This window comes from Planctomycetaceae bacterium (genome assembly GCA_041398825.1).
In the GTDB taxonomy this organism is placed as follows: Bacteria; Planctomycetota; Planctomycetia; order Planctomycetales; family Planctomycetaceae; genus F1-80-MAGs062.
In genome coordinates this window covers 21,684-42,194 of the sequence record JAWKTX010000004.1, presented here as the reverse complement: position 1 = coordinate 42,194, position 20,511 = coordinate 21,684, and the positions used below count along the sequence as shown (strand labels likewise).

Sequence of the window (20,511 nt, the reverse complement as noted above, 5' to 3'; positions counted from 1 at the left end):
CCTTATCGCCGTTGTGAATCATAAACACGGTGTCACACAGTCGCTCTGCGTCCTTTTCGTGGGTGGAAAAGATGATCGTCGTGCCTGCTGACGCACCTCAAGAATAGCGTCTCGCAATGTTTCCAGATTGACCGGGTCGAGTCCGCTGAACGGCTCGTCCAGTATCAGCAGCTGCGGTTTCGCGATGACGGCGGAAATGAATGAGATCTTCTGAGCCATTCCTTTGGATAGTCCCTCAATCTTCTTCTCTCCCCAGTCACCTGCACCGAGACGTTCCAGCCACCGTGTAATCTCGTCATCGCAGTCTCGAAAGCCTTTGAGGCGGGCGTAGTATCGAAGGAGTTCGCGAACTTTCATTCGGCGATACAGACCACGTTCTTCGGGCAGGTAGCCCACACGATCATCTGCACAGTCCCCGACCTGCTCTCCGAGCACGCTCACCAGACCTTCATCCGGTCGAAAGATTCGCAGAATCATCCGGATGGTGGTTGTCTTGCCGGAACCGTTAGGCCCAATGAAGCCGTAAATCGAATTCTTTGGAATGCGCAAGTCGAGATTTCGAACCGCAGTGTGCTTTCCAAAACGCTTGGTGACATTCGTGAGCTCCACAGCCCAAGAATCCGCTTCACCAGATGTCATTGTGATTTACCTTCGTAGACAGGATGCCGTGTAGTCCTGAGCGATGCTGCCGCAATCAGAGTCTGATTCGTTGTCGAGCTTAATTTCCTGGGGACTGTTCCGAAAACACCGCAGTGTCTCCTTCAGGGGTCGCCTGTGCCAATGGTCGAACTGCGAGTCGCCCCCGACCTGCTCAGGTGATGTCATCGATTGAGTGCCTTTTCAGTCGCACAAAAGACTCAAGTTCAGTTGCACAAAAGACTCCCGAGACACAACGCCAGACAGCTTTGGTCAACTCAATTCGTGCTTTTTCACGTCACTGCACGGGGCGAATTGAACTGCGAATCGTGGGACAGTTCCACCGTGGAGCAACGCATTCATGCAGAAAAATCGGAACAAACGAACCCGTTACTACGCTCCCCGCCCATACAAACCGGCAACATCTGCTGCCCAGTCGCCACACGAGCGGCAATTCTTGCAGATTTTTGGTGACTCCAGTCGAAACTGTTCTACGTTCGATTGCCGAAGGACGCACGGCGTCAACGGAAACGTGTATTTACAGCTACCCGGACGCATCTGCCCTTTGTGGGGCGGGGCATTTTAGAAGAGTGAATCGGGTCGCAATCATTCACGATGAAAGATTGACCAGGGACTGGACATGTTAGTACTCAGCCGAAAAAAAGATGAGAAGATCGTAATTGGGGACTCCATCACTCTGATGGTCATTGAGATCCGCGGCGACAAGGTGCGTCTGGGCATCGAAGCTCCTCGCGACGTCACTGTTCATCGTGAAGAAGTCTACGAAGCGATCAAACGCGAAAATACCGACGAGAAAAAGAACGCCTGAGAGTTCTTTTCTTTACCGAAGAAACATGGGCCTGAATCATCTGTTCTGGCCCCGGCGTGGTCGGGCGCGCCTACCGCGGGAAATGATCGATTTTTCTTCGACTGTGTGATCGCCTCTCGAAACGGGATGGCTTGATCCACTTTTGCTTCCTCTCATCTTCCCCCCTATTCCTCCCGTGCGGAATTCCTCATTCTCGGATTTCCTGCTTTTCGAGCATTGCGCACTTTGACGGTGTATACGCCCGCTGAGGGTCGCTATCTTTTGCACTTTGGCCAGGCGAGTTTTTCCTGCCATTCTGCCGTTTTGACGATCAGAGTTATCTGGATCGATTGAAACACCAGCCCTCGAGAGATCCTGCCCATGCATCGTGCAAACTGTCACCCCGTGGCATTGATTGCTTTCGCAGCTGTTATGAACGTCGGTCCGTTGTTGATCGCGCAATCGGTCGTCAATACGAAATATGCTCAGCCGGATAAGTTTCGGCAGCTGGAAGAAATTCTTCCGACACCGAATGACTATCGCACCGCTTCAGGAGCCCCTGGTCACAGGTATTGGCAACAGAAGGCGGACTACGATATCAACGTCGAACTGGACGACGAAAAGCAGCGGATCGTTGGCAGCGAAGTCATCACGTACCAGAACAATTCTCCCGATTCGCTTCGGTATGTTTGGTTGCAGCTGGATGCAAATCGGTTTCATCCTCAATCAGCCGCCAATCGATCACAAACCGCGCCGCGTCTGTCTCCATCCATGTCGTTCAAGGACATGGATTCCCTGGTACTGGCATCCCGATTTCCCGGAGGCACGAAGATCAGGGATTGTCGCGACGACAAGTCCAATCGTGTTCTGCGCCACACTGTTGTTGGAAGCAACATGCGCATCGATTTGAATGACGAGTTATCTCCCGGGCAATCTACGTCCATCAGGATTGCGTGGGAATACAATATTCCTGAGGTGAATCGTCTGCGAGCTCGCGGTGGTTGCGAGCATTTCCCAAAGGACGACAACTATATCTATGAGATCGCTCAGTGGTTTCCTCGCATGTGTGTCTACAGCGATGTCACTGGCTGGCAGAATAAGGAGTTTCTGGGCAAAGGTGAGTTCACGCTGGAGTTTGGTGACTATGTCGTACGGATCACGGTACCGGAAGACCACGTGGTAGCGTCCACCGGCGTGCTGCTGAATCCAACGGAAGTGTTGTCAGAAGCCCAGCGTAAACGCCTTCTGGACGCGAAGACCTCGAAGAAGCCGGTATTCGTGATTACACCTGAGGAAGCAATGGCGAATCAGGCAGAGAAAGCTGAAGGGAAGCGAACCTGGGTGTTTAAAGCAACCAATGTCCGTGACTTTGCCTTCGCGTCTTCACGCAAATTCATCTGGGACGCGATGGGGCACGATTCCGACGGCAATCAGGTAATGGCGATGTCGTTTTATCCGAATGAGGCTGAGCCGCTGTGGAGTCGTTATTCAACACACGCCATCGTTCATACCCTGCAAGTCTATTCCCGTTACACATTTCAATATCCTTACCCCACGGCCATATCGGTAAACGGTCCTGTTGGGGGTATGGAATATCCCATGATCTGCTTCAATGGTCCTCGCCCAGAGGAAGACGGAACATATACCGCGCGAACCAAGTACGGATTAATTTCCGTCGTGATTCATGAAGTTGGCCACAACTACTTCCCCATGATCGTGAACTCGGATGAGCGACAGTGGACATGGATGGATGAAGGACTGAACACATTCCTTCAGTATCTGGCCGAAGTTGAATGGGAGGAAGATTATCCATCCCGACGCGGCGAACCGAAGGATATTGTGGAGTACATGCGAAGCACTAACCAGGTGCCGGTGATGACGAATTCAGAATCGCTGCTGCAGTTCGGCCCCAACGCCTATTCAAAGCCTGCCACTGCTTTGAATATTCTTCGTGAGACGATTCTTGGACGCGAACTGTTTGACTTCGCGTTTCGCGAATACGCACAACGATGGAAAAATAAGCGTCCTTACCCCGCCGACTTCTTTCGCACAATGGAGGATGCCAGTGGAGTCGATCTGGATTGGTTCTGGCGAGGCTGGTTTTACAGTACTGATCACGTAGACATCGGCATCTCCAATGTTCGGCACTACACCATTAATGACGGCAACCCTGCAAAAGACAGCGAGTTCAAACGGGCTGAACGGGATGCAAAACCCGAGACAATGTCACAACAACGCAACGAAGGAATTCATAAGCGGACCGACGATTTCCCGGAGCTGAAAGACTTCTACAATTCGTTTGACGACCTCGAGGTGACTGACGCAGAGAAAAAGAAGTTCGATAAATACCTGAAAGACCTGCCAGAGGATGAACGGCGACTGCTTGGGCAGAAGACGAATTTCTACATCGTTGACCTGGAAAACATCGGCGGCCTGGTGATGCCCGTTATTCTGAAGCTTCACTACGCCGACGGGACAACTTCGGAAGTGCGGCTGCCTGCCGAAATCTGGGCTCAAAACTGCGAGGAGACATCCAAACTGATCATGAGTCCGAAAGAGATCGAATCGATCGAGCTGGATCCACATCTGGAAACAGCGGATACAGTTCTCTCGAACAACGTATTTCCGCCCCGAATTACGAAAAGTCGTTTCAAGTTGTATCAGCAACGCAAGGAAACGAATGAAATGCAAAAGGCAGGTCTGGGCAGCAAGAAAGAAGCTAACGCAAAAGGTGATGATTCAGAGAAGAAGGAAAAGGCGTCTGAATAGCATTCATTGGGCAGCCGTCATCCAGGACGGTGACAGGCGGCAGGCAGCCTGAATTCCTGCCCGCCGGGCATTCGATTTGAGCTGACAGATCGCCAGCAGTCCGCATGGCGATTGTTGCGACCTGCTTACCTAACGAACCGACCGTTGAAAAACCGGGACAGGCATGCTGGACGGCTGGAAACCGTGGTGTTTTAAGGTCTCCTGCTCGAGCCGGTCCCGTTCTTCAGCAGGCTGCTAACTCATGATTTCCTGAATCACCCGTGTCGGCTTGACGCCGATCAATTTTTGATCGAGCCCCTGAAAAGGGATGCTCAGCCGCTGGTGGTCAAGACCCAGCAGGTGCAGGACGGTCGCGTGGAAATCTCGCAACGGAACGGGATCGATGGCGGCTGAATATCCAACCGGGTCTGTTTCACCGAATGTCATTCCCCCTCTGACACCGCCTCCGGCCAGCCACATAGTAAAGGCTTCCGGATTGTGGTCGCGTCCCACAAATTTCATTTCGGTACCACCTCGGTTTTCGCGCATTGGGGTTCGACCAAATTCACCGCTCCAGACAACCAGCGTGTCCTGAAGGAGTCCACGTTCTTTCAGATCCGACAGTAAGGCGGATATCGGCTGATCGATCTGCTGACACTTTTTCCTGAACCCTTCGTTCAGAGCTTCGTTCTTGTCAGCTCCGTGTGAATCCCAGCCCCAGTCAAACAATTGAATAAAACGAACATCGCGTTCTGCAAGTCGCCGTGCGAGCAGGCAGTTGTTTGCAAACGATTGTTTTCCGGGTTCGGTGCCGTATTTGCTGTGGATGTGCTCGGGCTCATCGGAGAGGTTCATCGCATCAGGCACGGCAGACTGCATCCGGAACGCCATTTCGTACTGCGCAATTCGCGTCAGCGTTTCCGGGTCCCCGAATTCTTCGTAGGACTTCTGATTCAGGCTGCTGAGCGTATCGAGCATTGCTCGACGATCTTCACGAGAGACGCCCTCCGGATTAGAGATGTTCAGGATAGGGTCTCCCTGAGATCGGCATTGCACACCCTGATAAACGGATGGCAGAAATCCAGCGTTCCAGAGCGCATTGCCGGCTCGAGGCGGTCGGCCACCAGACAGGAGGACAATGAATCCCGGCAGTTCCGAATTCTCCGTTCCCAGTCCCCATGTGACCCACGATCCGACAGATGGATATCCCATGCGGGCCTGGCCGGTATGAACCATCAACTGGGCTGGACCGTGATTGAACTGATCTGTCTGCATTGTCTTAATGAAGCACAGGTCATCCACATGCCGGGCCAGTTTTGGAAGTCGATCCGAAACCCAGGCTCCGCACTCTCCATGTTGTCGAAATGGATACTGCGGCCCAAGCATCAGAGCTGTTCCCTGAATGAAGGCAAATCGTTTGCCTTCCAGAAATGATTGCGGGCACGGCTTCCCGTTGAGTTCTTTCAGGTCCGGCTTGAAGTCGAACAATTCCAGTTGGCTGGGAGCGCCCACCATGTGCAGATAGATCACACGTTTCGCTCGCGCCGGCAGCGGCGGCTGAATGACGCTTAACGGATTGGAAGCTTCGTGAAGCGGTAGCGCCCGATCAGCAGCCCCGGCACCATTCATTGCCAGCCAGATCGCCCCCATGCCTGTTGTGCAGTGACGAAGAAAATGCCGCCGCGTGGACTGCCGCAACGCAGTTAGATGGATTTCGTCGCGAAGATTCAATGGATGACGCAAGCTGTTTCGCCAGTCGTTTCGGAACTTCTGTTCTGAACGTTTCATGTCATTCTCGTCTGGATTCAATTTTCAATTTGGACGCGTGCCATTCATAACAGCGGGATATCCGGTGTGGCACATCTGAAAGCATACGTGTCGTCAAATCCTATTTTGTCTGGACTTCATCCAGATTCAGAATCACTGCTGCAACGGCCTGTAAGTCGCTTTGAGGATTCTTTGAACCAGAAGACTCACAGAGCTTCATCAATTCCTTCAGTTCAGTCGGACGAATGTTGCGACAGGTTGCCAGCAGGAAGCCGTGTTGGATTTGTTCCTGTGGCGAAGGATGGAATGACGCCATGCGTCTTGCCAGAGCCGAGGTGCATTCGACGAATACAGCGTCATTCAGCGTCATCAGAGCCTGCACCGGTGTATTCGACGGCAGGCGTCTTGGCGTGCAGAATTCTCGTGATGGTGCGTCGAAGGCGGCAAACATCGGGTACTGAATGCTGCGTTTGGTGTATGTGTAAATGGAGCGACGGTAACGGTCTTCATTGCCGGGTTCAGGCGTTACCCATTTGTCTCCGCCTGAAAACGGCATCCAGACACCGTCCGGGATTGGCGGATGAACCGGCGGGCCGAACTGTTTGTGCGAGAGGAGCCCGGAAATGGCGAGAGCCTGATCACGGATGAGTTCGGCCGACAACCTCTGCCTCGGCCCGCGCGCCAGCAATCGGTTTTGAGCATCTCTTTCCTGCAGCTCCGGACGAATGGCTGAGCTTTGCCGATACGTTCTGGATAATGCGATTTCACGAACAACACTCTTGAGTCGCCATTCGTAATCACCCTGAAATCGAATCGCCAGTGAATCCAGCAGCCTGGGATGAGACGGAGCTTCGCCGGATGAACCGAAGTCTTCTTCAGTGGCTACGATACCCACACCGAACATTCGAGCCCAGACTCGATTCACAGCGACGCGCGCGGTTAGTGGGTTCTGCGGGCTGGCCATCCAGTATGCGAGTGTTAATCGATCGACAGGCTTGTCGGCAGACAACGGAGGAAATGATTCTGGAGTGGCAGCTTTGACTTCTTTGCCTTTCGTCAGGAACAATCCGCGATCAAAAACATGCATCGGCCGAACCAGCGATTTCGGGCGTTCGGCCAACACTGGCACGGACGTCGACGGGATTCCGCCGCGTTGTTTCTCCAGAATGGCAAGCTGTCTGCGTTGTTCCTTCAGGTCCGCGTTGGTGAGTAATGCGGTGAACTCCGGAGCATCGGAAACCGCCAGATGCCCTCGCCTCGCAATCAGGCTAAACGCTGCCAGAATGAAAACCCGATGTTTGAGGGTCACCCGGATCGACGCTCCTTCGGGAACATCCATTGGCGACTGGAGAATGAACGCTGCCTGCCGCGGATAATTAATGCGAGTGTATGCCGCAAATCCACTGTTCGACTTAGGGTTGAGACTCTCTTGCGGATCATAAAACGGATTGGGTTCATCGATCACAACGCGTTCAAATTCAATCGCCTTCGTCGCCTTTTCATTTGGCACAACGACGGCGGCTTCAAACTGCGACAGGACAAATCCCCATTCGGAATCAGAAACCGCCTTTTCCGGTTCCAGAGGCATTCCCGTGAATCGAATGGCTGTCAACCTTCGGATCCCCGGGGGCAACGGGGCTTCCAGGGTCAGGTCTGCATCGCGGCTGACCGTTCCAACGGTATGAAATTCGTCATGACCTCCCTGAGGTTCGACCGCCAGCTGAGTCGCATTGTTGCTGGACGCTTTTAATCCCTTTAAAGGCTTCCAGAAAGACGATTCCTGCAGTGCACGGAACTCCTGCTGCCAAATGGCATCCCGCAGGGATCCTATCTGCTGGTCCAGTTCCGATGCCTCAGCATACTTCGACGGATCAATCGGAGCCTGCACGATTGGCCAGTCCTGGTCGAGGTCGCAGTCCTTCGTGTTATTGAAGAATGCCGCAAACTTGTAGTATTCCGAATGCTGGATGGGATCGTACGGATGATTGTGACATTGGGCACACCCAAACGTTAACCCCTGCCATGCCTGCCAGGTTGTATTCACTCGATCCAGGACGGCTGCGACGCGAAACTCTTCGTCGTCCGTTCCGCCTTCCTCATTGGTCTGTGTGACCCGATGAGCCGCAGTCGCAATAAGATCTTCGATGGAAGCGTTCGGCAGCAGGTCGCCGGCAATTTGCCGAATGGTAAACTGATCATAAGGCAGGTCGCGGTTGAACGCATCGATCACCCAATCGCGGTATTTCCAGATGTTGCGTTTTCCATCGAGTCCCAGTCCTTTGGAATCGGCATATCGGATCTGGTCCAGCCAGACAGTTGCCCAACGCTCACCAAAGTGCGGTGACATCAGAAGTCGATCCACCACCTTTTCGTAGGCCGCTTCTGTTTCTGCCGACGACTTGCGTGTGTGCGCTGACTCAGAATCGGGGGCCGTGTGGGACTGGCCGAGATCTTTCAGGAAATCTGCCCGTTCTTCGAGTGTAGGAGGCAGACCGACCAGGTCGAGAGAAACGCGACGCAGCCATCGTTCAGGATCGGCATCCGGTGCAGGTTGAAGGTTCAGCTTCTCGAGCTTCGAAAGGACAAACGTATCCAGCGGCTTTCTGGCCCAGTCTCGGTCCTGCAACTCTGGCTCAGACGGCAGGATGGGAGCCGTCAGAGCCCAATGCTCATCCCACGGCGCCCCCTGACGAATCCATTCCGTCAGCAGAGCGACGTCCTGTTTCGACAGAGCTTTCCCGTGGTCCGGCGGAGGCATGCGAAGTTCGGGATCATCAGACGTGACACGTTCCAGTAAGACAGATTCTTCCGGCTTTCCTGGTTCCACTACCCAGCCATCCGGAGGGAGTACCTGATGGCGATACACAAAAGAAAGATCACCTGCCTGTTTCACGCCTCCGTGACATGCAGTGCAGTGTTCGGTAAAGATGGGACGAATTTGCTCACCAAATGAAATATTCTCCGGTGCCTCCTGTGCCTCTGCAGACATCGAGGTCACAACGATGAAAGCGACGAAGATCCCGGGGCGAATCAATAGAGTCAGGGATTTCATTGGCCATCTCCCGGGAGTGTGGTTTGTTGCGTCGTGTCTGGATTCTGGGTTCGAATCAGTTCGAAATGTCGTTGAACGTCATCAGACGTCAGAGCACGTCGGTAAAGTGCCACTTCATCCAATGCACCAGAGAATGGGCGATGCGTGTTTGTTGACATGCGCAGTTGTCCGAGAATTACGTGAAATCTGCCCTCGCAGTTTTCCTGCTCAACTTCGACGTGCCCGGCAGCCATTCCATTGAAGTACAGCTGAATCTTTCCGGTATCCCAGACTGCGACGACATGCTGCCATTGCCCGGGAGTGACCAGACCAGGTGTGAAGGCATTGACTCCGAGAGCAAAATCATGTGCGGGTGGAGATCTCACGAGAAATCGAATCGCCCCTGGTTCATGTACCAGAAATGTGTCCGTAGCAACCTCCAGCACGCTCAAATGGTTTCTACCCGGATCGGGGTCATCGTGAATGAGACCCAAACAGGTGGAATGCTGCAAATCGTCCGGGCGCATCCAGAGCTCCAGAGTCATTGGGCCTCGACCGAGTCCGTCGATGGGCCGATCTGTCAGGACGTACCGGGAGCGGCGCTGGTCGCGGCGGAAGCGAATGTTACCATCGCGGATGACAAGCGATTCCGGTTCTGATTTGTTGGTCACGGTCGCCTGGACCCCGCCATCGATTTCATTCAATACGGTTAAAGCGTCCTGTTGCTCGAATCGCCAGTAGATTTCCGGCCCCAGTGAAATCACGTCATTCACATATTGCAGACTGACATGGAGTGGCGGTTCCGGCAGGTAGCGAGCCTGCAGCGCAGTGTGGCTCTTATCGAAGGAAATATTCTGCACTTCACCATTCAGCCCGTTCAAACGAACGGCACCGGATTCAACTAATCGCTGACTGACCAGTGTGTTGCCATCGTCACCCAGCATCGACAGCTCAATTTCGCCGTTCGAGACGGCCACTTCCGTGACGCTGTGGTCGTTTACATTGATCTCGAACTCCGTACCCAGATCAACGATGGCAGCACCGGGGGCATTCAGTACAAATCCACGCGCACGTGGCGGCACATACGTCGCAACTCGACCGAAAAGCAGCGTCGCTTTCTGAGATGATTCAACTCGTAAATTCGCAGGACCTTCAATCGCCACCCTCGCACCATTGAAAAATTCAAGGTGAACAACCCCCGTGTCAAATTCAAGGATGCCCGGCCCAATGCGCTGGCCGGTCCGGAGGCTGGGATGCACGTCACCACTCACGCTGACAACCACTGCCACGGACGGGGCATCGAATCGATCTGGTTTGTAAAACGGTGGCTCATCCGGGATGGTTCCGACCGTGTCGTGGTCCGCCCGATTCAAACGAACGTTCTGCGCTTGCAGGATCAGAAGCAACGCAATACATGCGGAAAGCACTATGATTGTCATCAGGGGCCAGTTACGGCCGGAAACATGGACTGGTTTTGCCTGCGGGGCAGTTCCGCAATGTTCGTAAAGCTGCGATTCCATGTGCGACAATTTGACGTAACGCACCCGAAAGGCCGGGTCATTCTTCAGCCGGGCATTGAATGCGCAGAACTCTTCCTTCGACAGCTGATCATCCAGTTGTCGCCTGATAAGGCGGTCGTCTTCAGGTTCATTCCCGCATTGAATTGACATCGTTCGACTTTCCCCCATCGATTTGCAGCCCCGATCAGCCCCAGTGCAGAAGCGCCCTCCTCAGATCGAACAAGCGATCCCGCTCCCATCAAGTGCCCAACCGTTGCGAGGCCTGGCTTCAGAACTGCCCCGAGGCCTGTGTCTTTCGATCAATACACGTTGCCAGCAATTCCCGAATCCTGTCCAGACGCCGGTACAAAGATTTGACCGTACGTCCTGTTTCTTCGGATAGAGATTTGATTGTCGCCTCCTCACTGTAGCGACGTTGTAACAACAGGTGATCTTCCGATCCCAACTCCGAAAGACATTCCTGCAGAATTGACTCTCGAAACTGTAGTTCGACAGAAAGTTCCCTTTGAGTATCCGCCAGGGCCTGCATCACGTCCTCCGAGTAGAAGACTCGGCTTCGAGCCCGTTCCTTTCGATAATTCAACACCTCAAAGTAGGCAAACCGAGTTGCCCACGGCAGGAACTCCCGACTGGTATCGAATTCATCAAATTTTTCCCAAAGTGCTGCCGCCGTCTGCTGAAGCACTTCCTCCACATCTGCTCGGCGTGGAAGGAATAACGCGATGTACTGCCGAAGACTGCGGTCGTGTGCCACGAGTAATCGTGCGAAAGTTTTTCCATGATCCTGCATAGACAGTGTGCCTGAACGCCTGGTGAGACCGCTTCCGAAATCCGGCCTTTCAACAATCTCCACAGGAGACGGCAATTCCCCCGCGAAGTTACCTGAAAATATCTCATTCGATTTTTTGAGACGATGTCAGGGCTGTGCCGTGACCTGCCTGAAAACCGATGATGCTGGGCAGATTTCGATTTGTCCGCAGTCGGTTCTCTAAATCGTTGGGAATTCTTTGATATTTCGAGGGGAATTTTGCTTTCCGACGGAGAGAACACCGAGTTCGTCCTGTGTCTTAATTCTTTCGGAGCAGCAAATGAGAACTCAACCGTCGGCCCGTTCACGCGGCTTTACACTGATCGAACTGCTTGTCGTCATCGCGATTATCGCCATTTTGATTGCCTTGCTGCTGCCAGCAGTTCAACAGGCTCGCGAAGCTGCACGTCGGACTCAGTGCAAGAACAACCTCAAGCAACTTGGGTTGGCGATGCACAACTACCACGACGTATTCAGCACATTCCCGCCAGGGGCGGTGCATTCCAGCGTGCCAAGGTCTGGTTCCGGAAACACGAGCTTCGGACCAAGTTTTTACGGAATGCTGTTGCCATATGTTGAAAGGGCCACGCTTTACCAATCGATGGTTTGGGTTGGGCGATCACCGGGTTATATCAATGAAAGTTCTCCCAGTGCGGGGGCGACAAATCATGATATTGTCCTTCAGGCGGGGCCCATGTCGTTCATGCGTTGTCCTTCTTCGCCGGGACCAGTCAACGATCCGACATTTTCAGCCGGCCGCGATCCATTCGCCCATTATGCCGGAATCGGCGGTGCTGTCGACCCAGTCTCGTTTACAGAGACTCGCTTGTATGACGATGGAGTGCTGGGTTTGATTTCGGGGGGAGGTATGGCCGTAGCAAACAAACCTATCCGAATTCGAGACGTCACTGACGGGACCACCAACACAATTCATCTGGGTGAAATGTCCGGGAATCTGCTTCGACTCGACGGAACATACTCCTGGGTGGCGGGGTCCGGCACTGTCCACGGATGGCTCATGGGTACGCGAAACGCGGGTACACCGCCAAATCTGGATACTGGTACCTCAGGCGGTGATCAGCGTTGCTTCAATATGGTTTCCATTCGATATAGTCCCAATCAGGAACCGTTTGCCAATCAGCTGTTTCCTGGCATGGGAAGTAATCAGGGCGCGAATAATCCCCTGAATTCTGAACACGTTGGGGGAGTGCAGATTCTGCTCGCCGATGGCTCTGCACGATTCCTTTCCGAGAATATTGACCTGGAGACTCTGAAGAAGCTGTCGACTCGTGACGACGGGCAGGTGATTGGAGAGTTCTGATTGGCGGCACTCCCAACGAATTCTGCATCACGTGACTGTCCGGAAGTCAGCTTTCGGAGCTCACAGGCTTTTGCTTTTCTACATCCCATTCTGTCCACCGAATCCGCTCGGTTTTCCAGAGGATCGTATGCGTTTCCAATTATTCTGCGTCGGCATCATTGCGTTTTCTACCTCGATCATTGGCTGTGGCGGGACAGATTTCGGTCCCATGGGCAGCGTATCCGGTCGATTGACCATGGACGGGCAACCTTTGGCTGAAGGTACACAACTGCTGTTCATGCAAATGGAGAAGGGATATGCCGCGTTTGCCAGGACAGACGCTGAAGGTAATTACAAACTTCAGTGGATGCGGGAAGGTAAGACCTGGGATGAAGTGCCAACGGGCATGTACAAGATTCTGGTGCAGCCGCCAGAAGTAAAGAATGTGGAAGAGCTCGACGCTGAAGCAATGCTTGCCGGAGCCGACCAGGATATTCAGCCCGCCGCCGCTGTATTTCCCCGGAAATACCAGCAACATTCCACCAGTGGCCTGCAATTCGATGTGAAGGAAGGCACGAATACCAGCGACATCAACCTGGATTCAAAGTTCAAATAAGACGTCTGGATATCAGATCGCGGAGACCTGCGACAGTTTGGACATTTCAGCCGAAGACTCTCATACGCCGCTTCCGGTCATCCGGAAGCGGCTTTTTTTGATGCCCGAAGCCTGAAGAATCAGGAGAATTTTAAGCAGGCTTCGATCCGGGTACGACGAGTTCGCTTGCTCGCCCACTACCGGTTTCTGTTCATTTGACCACGCAATGGTGAGATTCCGTCGGGAAATCGTTCCTGACAGCAACTTTTAATTGTAATGTTCAAATGTTTGAATACGACAATTACTAGATCCTGCTGACGCCTGACCATGAAACCGTTCTCTTCGTTTGCCTGGTGGTTCAAACGGAGATTGCTTTCGTTGGTTCCCAGTCAAACAGACGGAAAACGAAACCCATCGCGCGATCGCTGAATCCGGGATGTTTTTTGAAGGGGCTGAGTATGCCGCACCGTGATTTAGTAACGAAGGAGCTTGCCGATTTCCTGAAATCGCTTTCACACGCGCATCGGATTCGAATTATCGAAGAACTCAGAGACGGAGAACACGATGTGAATTCACTCCAGGATGCACTCGGAATCAGTCATTCCGGGGTTTCACAGCATTTGATGGTGTTGAGAGCCAATCGAATTGTTGCCGAACGACGTGAGGGACGTCAGGTTTTCTATCACCTGCGGCAGCCGGAGATTTCGGCATGGCTGCTCGAAGCGACAAAACTTCTTGAGCGAGGCGCAGCAGAAGCAACTGCACTCCGAAAGGCCATTGGAAAAACCAGAAAAGAGTGGTCCGGAAGCTGATTCGGGGCATTCATCGCAGACATTCATCCAGAACTTCCAGAGGCACCACGCACCAATGCAGAAACTCATTCAGGGAATTCATAAGTTTCAGAATGAAGACTTCCGTCCACTACAGAATCTATTTGAGCAACTCTCGAAAGGACAGAAGCCTGAAACGCTGTTTATCACGTGTTCCGATTCTCGTATTGATCCCAGCTTACTGACGCGGACTCAGCCGGGCGAACTGTTCATTCTTCGGAATGCCGGAAACATCATTCCTGCCCATGGGGAGGCCAATGGGGGTGAGGCGGCGACAGTTGAATTCGCCGTGGCAGCTCTCGGGGTCAAAGACGTGATCGTTTGTGGGCATTCTCACTGCGGCGCAATGAAGGGGTTACTTGATCCGGATTCCGTCAAATCTCTTCCCGCGGTTTCATCCTGGTTATCGCATGCAGAAACCACCCGGCGGATCGTTCTGGACAATTACTCGCATCTCAGCGGCGCAGAGTTGGTTGCAGCGACTGTTGAGGAGAATGTTCTGGTACAGCTGGAGAATCTCAAGACTCTGCCAGCAGTGGCGTCACGGATTGAAGGGGACGACCTGCATCTGCACGGCTGGGTCTACATGATCGAAACAGGCGAGGTTTTTGCCTACGACGCAGACGTTGAGCAGTTCGTGAATGTTGCGCAGTGTCAGTCTCCCGGTGCCGCATCATCCCGGCAGACAAATGTGTCGATCTGATTGCTTCAGCATCAGAAGAACGTCCTGCCGGTGTCTATAACGTTAACTCCCAGTGATTTCTTCCCGTTTGACTACCAAAAGAGGCTGTCCAGATTCTGGGCATGGGATCCATGACCGTAAATGAATTAAGAAGCGTCGACGATGGTTCATGGGTGCTGGAGCAGCTTTCGCTGTTGATACCGGACGTCGAGATGGCGGCCGCCAGACGGGCATGGCATGAAGCGAGGCTCGCTCAGCCGGGTGAACCTGCTGGCTGCTGGTGGAAATGGTTGTCGGTGGCTGCACACAGCATTGGCATGCGAACGCTGGCCATTGAATGCACAGTAAAGGACGCTGTGCGACTCGCAATGGAAGGTGCGCGAGTCATCTGCTTCGACGTTTCGGCAGATGGCGGGTGGCTGATGGCATCGCCATCAAAACATGGCCGCGTGCAGGTGATCCGCTCCGAGCATTCTGCGGAAGTCCGGGTGCTTGCGAAGCGACCGTTTGAAAAACTTCTGAACCAGTACATGGATGACGGTCGCCTTCGATGCGTTGTCGTGCGATCAGATTTCAGTTCTGGGCTTGCTCAGTCCGTCTCCCGCCAGCCATTCGCTCGCCTGATGGCTTTGCTTAAACCGGAATGGTCAGACATCTGGATCGTGATGGTCTTTGCGTTTGTGGTTGGTCTGCTGACACTGACGACCCCAATTGCGGTGGAAGCGCTTGTCAACACTGTGGCGTTTGGCAGGTTCCTGCAGCCGGTGTTTGTTCTGGCTTTGATCCTTTTAACGTTTCTGGCATTCGCGGCTGCAATGCGAGGCCTGCAGACTTACGTGGCGGAACTGGTTCAACGACGACTCTTCGCGAGGATCGCCGGGGATCTTGCGTTTCGATTGCCCCGGGCTCTGACAGAAGCGACTGACTCCGTCTATCTGCCGGAATTGACGAATCGCTTCTTTGACGTTGTCACGGTTCAGAAGGTTTCAGCTCAACTCCTTCTGGACGGCATTGCGCTGGTGCTGAGTGCTGTGATTGGGATGCTCGTCCTGGCGTTTTACCACCCGTGGTTACTGGGCTTCGATGTTGTCATGATCATGGCCATCGCGTTCATCATCGTGGTTCTTGGACGTGGTGCCATCAGCACAGCCATCAAAGAGTCGAAGAACAAATACTACATGGCGTCGTGGCTTGAGGACATCGCGCGCTGCCCGACGCTTTTCCGCACCAACGGCGGGGCCGACCTGGCCCTGGAACGAACAGATCGCCTGATTCATGAATACCTTGAAGCACGCCAGAAACACTTCCGTATTCTGATGCGTCAAGTGCTTTTCGCACTGGGGCTGCAGGCCGTCGCAAGTACCGCATTGCTGGGAATTGGGGGATGGCTGGTGATTGACGGTCAGCTGACACTGGGGCAACTGGTGGCAGCCGAGTTGATTGTGACCGTCATCGTGGGTGCGTTTGCAAAACTCGGTAAACATATGGAAAGCTTTTACGACCTGCTGGCGTCGGTCGACAAGCTCGGCAATCTATTCGATCTGCCGATTGAACCGCAGGATGGACTGCTGAGCCTTCCCACTGCGAAGGCCGCACAGGTCGTTGTGAATGAACTGCGTTACGAAAAAAACAACTCGGCCATGGGCCACCCGGAAATCAGTTTCAATGCCGAACCGGGGCAATCGACTGCCCTGCTTGGTGGCTCGGGGAGTGGATCTGATACTGTTCTGGATTTGATTGACGGTCTTCGCGTGCCAACGTCCGGCTACGTAACAATCGATGGCTTCGATCCTCAGGACATCCGCACGGATGTTCTGAGAAAGCACGTGGCTCTTGTTCGGCGGGAAGATGTCTTTCATGGAACCATCGAAGAAAACGTCCACCTGCATCGTGTCGATGTGACGTCCGCGGATGTTCGAAGATCCCTGGCGGAGGTGGGTTTGTATGATCGAATCGTGTCATTGTCTGATGGGTTTGAAACCAAACTCCTCGGCAACGGACGACCGTTGTGTGATTCCGAACTGACACTTCTGTCTCTCGCACGAGCCATTGCCGGAAACCCCAGACTGCTCCTGATTGATCGTTCCCTGGATGGCCTACCGGACGCAGATCTCGATCGGGTCATGAATGTTCTGGTTTCCACACAGCGTCCATGGACGCTGATCGTTGCGACAGGAAAGAAAGTCATCGCGCAGCAGTGCGATCAAACCGTTGAACTTAATCGTGCCACAAGAAGCGTGGGCTTACCTGCATCTGACACAGGATCATCAATCGGAGAAGGCCAGTGATTTCCAGAGATGAAATGATCAGACTATCCGTGTCAACTTCTCCACGAATGCTTGGCCCGACAGCTTACAGAGAATCTTTGTTGCCTTCGCTTCGACTGGCCCGTTCATCACGTGTCGCTCGGCGACTTGGCAAAGCTCTGCTTTTGCTGCTCGTGATGGCCTTTATCCTCGTGGCTTTCGCGCCGTGGCAACAGTCGGTGACGGGAAGTGGAAATGTCGTGGCGTTCGCTCCCATTGATCGACAACAGACAATCGAGGTGCCTATTAAAGGTCGCATTCTCCGATGGGGAGACGGAGTCTTCGAGAATGCCTATGTGCGGGCCGGTGATTTGATTGCGGAAATTCAGGACATCGATCCGCTCTTGATGCAGCGGCTTGAAGACCAGGTCACGGCTTCACTGAACCAGGTCCTGGCGATGGAAGAACTGGTTGAGGCCAATCGGCGCAATCAGGATGCTGCGAAAACGGTTGTGCATTCGTTCGAATCCCAGCTGGCAGCCTACAACTCAGTTAAGCAGCAGATCGTCGCGAGTGCAGACGCCGCGATTGCCAGTGCAAACAACAAGGTAGAAGCCGAGCGGCGGCAACTGCAGGAATACGAAGCCACGTTGTCACAGGCGGAGGCTGATTTTCTGCGTCAAAAACAACTACAGGAAGAGGACATCATCGGCCTGGGTAAGTTTCAACAGGCTGAGCAGAAATATCTGGAGGCAAAAGCGAAAGTTGAACGAGCGAAAGCCTACGTCGATGCAGCCCTCAATGACCTGAAGGGCAAGCAACGAGATCGAGATGCCAAAGAGCAGAAGGCGAATGTTGACATCGACTATGCCACCGCATCCTTCCGGAAAGCCGGCGCTGATGTAGCGAAGGCAGAGAGTGAGGTCGCGAAAGCTCAGTCAGAATTAACAAAAGCTCGCAAGACCCTGCTGGAAGCGGAGACAAAACTATCTCGACAGCAAAGCCAGATGGTGATGGCTCCCTTTGATGGCTTCCTGACTCAGATTCTTCCGAATCAGGGCAGCCAGATTCTGAAAGAAGGGGACACTTTGTGCGTTATTGTCCCTGATACTGCGGACCGAGCGGTTCAGATCTGGCTGGATGGAAACGACGCATCACTCGTCTGGCCAGGTCGACATGTCCGGCTGCAGTTTGAAGGTTGGCCTGCGGTTCAGTTTGCCGGATGGCCGTCGGTAGCTGTAGGGACTTTTGGAGGAACCATCGTTTCTGTCGATGCTACCGATGACGGCAAAGGGAAGTTTCGAGCGTTGATTCAACCAGACGATGATGTGCATGAATGGCCCGAGGATCGATATCTGCGTCAGGGGGTTCGGGCGAACGCATGGGTGCTTCTGGAACGGGTTCCGCTTTGGTACGAAATCTGGCGAAGCATGAATGGCTTTCCGCCAAACGTTGATCCGTCAGATGGCAAGGATAAGACGAAGAAGCCGAAACTGCCGAAGTAGTCGTACCCGAAAAGCTTCGTTAATCGGACCACCCCGCAAAGGTGGTCCGCGCTTCATGCATACCGTGCGTCAGTTGGTTGATGGCAAAAACATGCGCATCCTGGCGATCCGAAGATTAGAGCAGGAGACGTTCTCGACACGAGACAAAAAGCCAAAGGAATGGCGCAGCCGTGCAAGTACCCACGTATCATTCAAATGCCCCGGAACACCCACCGGCAGAGCAGAGCAGACCTTCCATCTGCCGCCTGATGGCTATGCTGTTGCTTGTCGTCGGGACCTCAGGCTGTCACGCGACGAAGCGTTCGGTTACCAAACTCGATTGGCGAGCCGACTCTGAAGTCTCACGGCTTCACACGAACGACTCCATCGATTCGGGTGATGTGCAACCCGGGGCCGGTCATCAGATTCGCTCACCAGAAGTCGCGGTGACGGCCAACATTGCCAATCCGGACACGCCGGACCCAAGCATCCCCAATTCGGATGTCGAATCATCTTCGGATGTCGAATCATCACTGTCAGTCATTCGAGTTGTCAGCGCATCCTCAAGTGAAGTCGCTGGGTCGCCGTCGGTCGTTGCCGATACGGCAGATTCCGTTTCGGATCCGGAATCTGTGGCTCTGATGACCGAATTGCAAACGTCATTCACAGAGTCCACAGACGCGAACGGAGTACCATCACCGATCACTCTGGAGCAGGTAATTACATCGCTGCATCAGTCATATCCTCTGGTCGCAGCCGCCTATATGGAACGACAGATTGCCAACGGAAATCAACTCTCTGCCTGGGGAGAATTCGATACGAAATTGAAAGCGTCCTCCGAGAATCAACCGACTGGTTTCTACCAAACCTACCGAAATAGTGCCGGCATCTACAAACCGTTGTATGGTGGTGGCGAAGTTTTTGGCGCGTATCGCTACGGAGACGGAAGCTTTGAACCGTGGTACAAGGAACGCGAAACGGACGAAGGAGGAGAGTTCAAGGCGGGTGTTCAGTTGCCACTGATTCGAAATCGTGAAATCGATGCGCGTCGTGCGCAGCTTTGGAGAGCGACCTACGATCAACAACTGGCCAACCCTGTCATCCAGGCCAGCCTGATTCAGTTTTCACGGGATGCCGCAATGGCGTACTGGAAGTGGGTTGCGGCAGGGCAGAAAGTTCGACTGGGAGAACAATGGCTCGAAATCGCGGCCAGCCGCAACGAAGCGATTGAGCGACGTGTTGAGCTGGGGGATCTGGATCCGCCGGAACTTGTCGACAATAATCGCGCTGTCGCGAAGCGGCAGGCAAAGCTGGCCGATTCCACTCGGGAATTTCAGCAGGCAGCCGTCAAACTCTCTTTGTTTCTTCGAGACGGAAGTGGTGTTCCACTGGTCCCATCGATTGATCAGTTGCCGGTCTTTCCGGAGTTGCGAAATATCGCTGAGAACCAGGTGAATGCAGATATTCAAAGAGCCCTTCAGAATCGGCCCGAACTGACTGCACTCGACGTTCAGTATCAGCAGTTGCAGGTGGACTACTCGGAAGCCTGCAACATGACACTACCGGCACTGGATGCTCGTCTGACGGCCGGCCAGGATGTGGGAGCACCTGCAAGTTCCAAGCGGGATAAGTCACAGTTTGAAATGGAAGCAGCCGTGTTCTTCGACGTTCCGGTTGAGCGGCGTAAAGGCCGCGGAAAAATGCACGCTGTGCAGACAAAAATGGCCCAGGTCGCTGCAAAACGCAGAATGACGCGGGACAAAATCACGGCAGAAGTTGGGACAGCCTATGCAGGCATGATTCAGTCCCGTCAGGAAGCATTGAATGCCCGAAAAGCCGTTGAACTGGCGACACGGATGGCGGAGATTGAACGACGCAAGTTTGAAGTGGGTGACAGCGATCTGCTGAAGGTCGCACTGCGCGAGCAGTATGCACTGGAAGCAGCTGAAGAAGAAATCACTGCCACCTGGAATCACTTTGTCGCCTATACAGATTACATGGCAACACTCGCAATTGATCGCCCGTCAGAAGCAGTTCTGGATCACGACTAAACAAC

The 20,511-nt window shown here is 53.6% G+C and carries 14 protein-coding genes; 9 read left to right on the top strand and 5 right to left on the bottom strand.

The features are described from left to right. Positions 1-18: 18 nt before the first annotated feature. Positions 19-639 carry an ATP-binding cassette domain-containing protein gene (locus R3C20_08580; GenBank protein MEZ6040548.1) on the bottom strand — a complete coding sequence of 207 codons (621 nt, stop codon included), beginning with the start codon at positions 637-639 and terminating at the stop codon, positions 19-21. A gap of 637 nt (positions 640-1,276) precedes the next feature. Here R3C20_08580 and csrA point away from each other — a divergent pair. Next, entirely contained in the window at positions 1,277-1,465 is a 189-nt protein-coding gene (csrA, locus tag R3C20_08575) for a carbon storage regulator CsrA (GenBank protein MEZ6040547.1), read from the top strand. Positions 1,466-1,825: 360 nt separating this feature from the next. Further along, on the top strand, positions 1,826-4,213 hold the full coding sequence (locus R3C20_08570) for a M1 family metallopeptidase (GenBank protein ID MEZ6040546.1): 2,388 nt from the start codon (positions 1,826-1,828) through the stop codon (positions 4,211-4,213). Between the two features lie 234 nt (positions 4,214-4,447). Here the strand turns inward: R3C20_08570 and R3C20_08565 are convergent, their stop codons facing one another. From R3C20_08565 to R3C20_08550, 4 genes are all read right to left on the bottom strand, one after another. After that, on the bottom strand, positions 4,448-5,980 hold the full coding sequence (locus R3C20_08565) for a DUF1501 domain-containing protein (protein MEZ6040545.1): 1,533 nt from the start codon (positions 5,978-5,980) through the stop codon (positions 4,448-4,450). 100 nt (positions 5,981-6,080) lie between these two features. Continuing rightward, the gene (locus R3C20_08560; GenBank protein MEZ6040544.1) at positions 6,081-9,011 is read right to left on the bottom strand and encodes a PSD1 and planctomycete cytochrome C domain-containing protein; all 2,931 of its coding nucleotides are present in this window, start codon (positions 9,009-9,011) and stop codon (positions 6,081-6,083) included. Then, entirely contained in the window at positions 9,008-10,660 is a 1,653-nt protein-coding gene (locus R3C20_08555) for a LamG-like jellyroll fold domain-containing protein (protein ID MEZ6040543.1), read from the bottom strand. Before R3C20_08555 ends, R3C20_08560 begins: the two co-directional genes overlap by 4 nt. 118 nt (positions 10,661-10,778) lie before the next feature. After that, entirely contained in the window at positions 10,779-11,300 is a 522-nt protein-coding gene (locus tag R3C20_08550) for a sigma-70 family RNA polymerase sigma factor (protein MEZ6040542.1), read from the bottom strand. Between the two features lie 298 nt (positions 11,301-11,598). On the opposite strand from R3C20_08550, the gene R3C20_08545 reads away from it, so the two are divergent. The 7 genes from R3C20_08545 to R3C20_08515 all read left to right on the top strand — a co-directional run bounded on the left by R3C20_08545 (position 11,599) and on the right by R3C20_08515 (position 20,506). After that, positions 11,599-12,639 (top strand): DUF1559 domain-containing protein, encoded by a 1,041-nt coding sequence (locus R3C20_08545; protein ID MEZ6040541.1) that lies wholly within the window; start codon positions 11,599-11,601, stop codon positions 12,637-12,639. A 127-nt stretch (positions 12,640-12,766) separates the two neighbouring features. Beyond that, on the top strand, positions 12,767-13,234 hold the full coding sequence (locus R3C20_08540; protein ID MEZ6040540.1) for a hypothetical protein: 468 nt from the start codon (positions 12,767-12,769) through the stop codon (positions 13,232-13,234). A gap of 437 nt (positions 13,235-13,671) precedes the next feature. Continuing rightward, positions 13,672-14,025, top strand: a complete 354-nt coding sequence (locus R3C20_08535; protein ID MEZ6040539.1) for a metalloregulator ArsR/SmtB family transcription factor — start codon at positions 13,672-13,674, stop codon at positions 14,023-14,025. A 55-nt stretch (positions 14,026-14,080) separates the two neighbouring features. Then, a complete protein-coding gene (locus tag R3C20_08530; GenBank protein MEZ6040538.1) occupies positions 14,081-14,746 on the top strand; it encodes a carbonic anhydrase in 666 nt (221 codons plus the stop codon). 110 nt (positions 14,747-14,856) lie between these two features. Further along, entirely contained in the window at positions 14,857-17,013 is a 2,157-nt protein-coding gene (locus tag R3C20_08525) for an ABC transporter ATP-binding protein (protein ID MEZ6040537.1), read from the top strand. After that, positions 17,010-18,476: a toxin secretion protein gene (locus R3C20_08520; protein ID MEZ6040536.1), complete on the top strand. Its 1,467-nt coding sequence runs from the start codon at positions 17,010-17,012 to the stop codon at positions 18,474-18,476. The genes R3C20_08525 and R3C20_08520 overlap by 4 nt, the downstream gene beginning before the upstream one ends. A gap of 170 nt (positions 18,477-18,646) precedes the next feature. Further along, the gene (locus tag R3C20_08515; protein ID MEZ6040535.1) at positions 18,647-20,506 is read left to right on the top strand and encodes a TolC family protein; all 1,860 of its coding nucleotides are present in this window, start codon (positions 18,647-18,649) and stop codon (positions 20,504-20,506) included. The last annotated feature ends 5 nt before the right edge of the window (positions 20,507-20,511 follow it).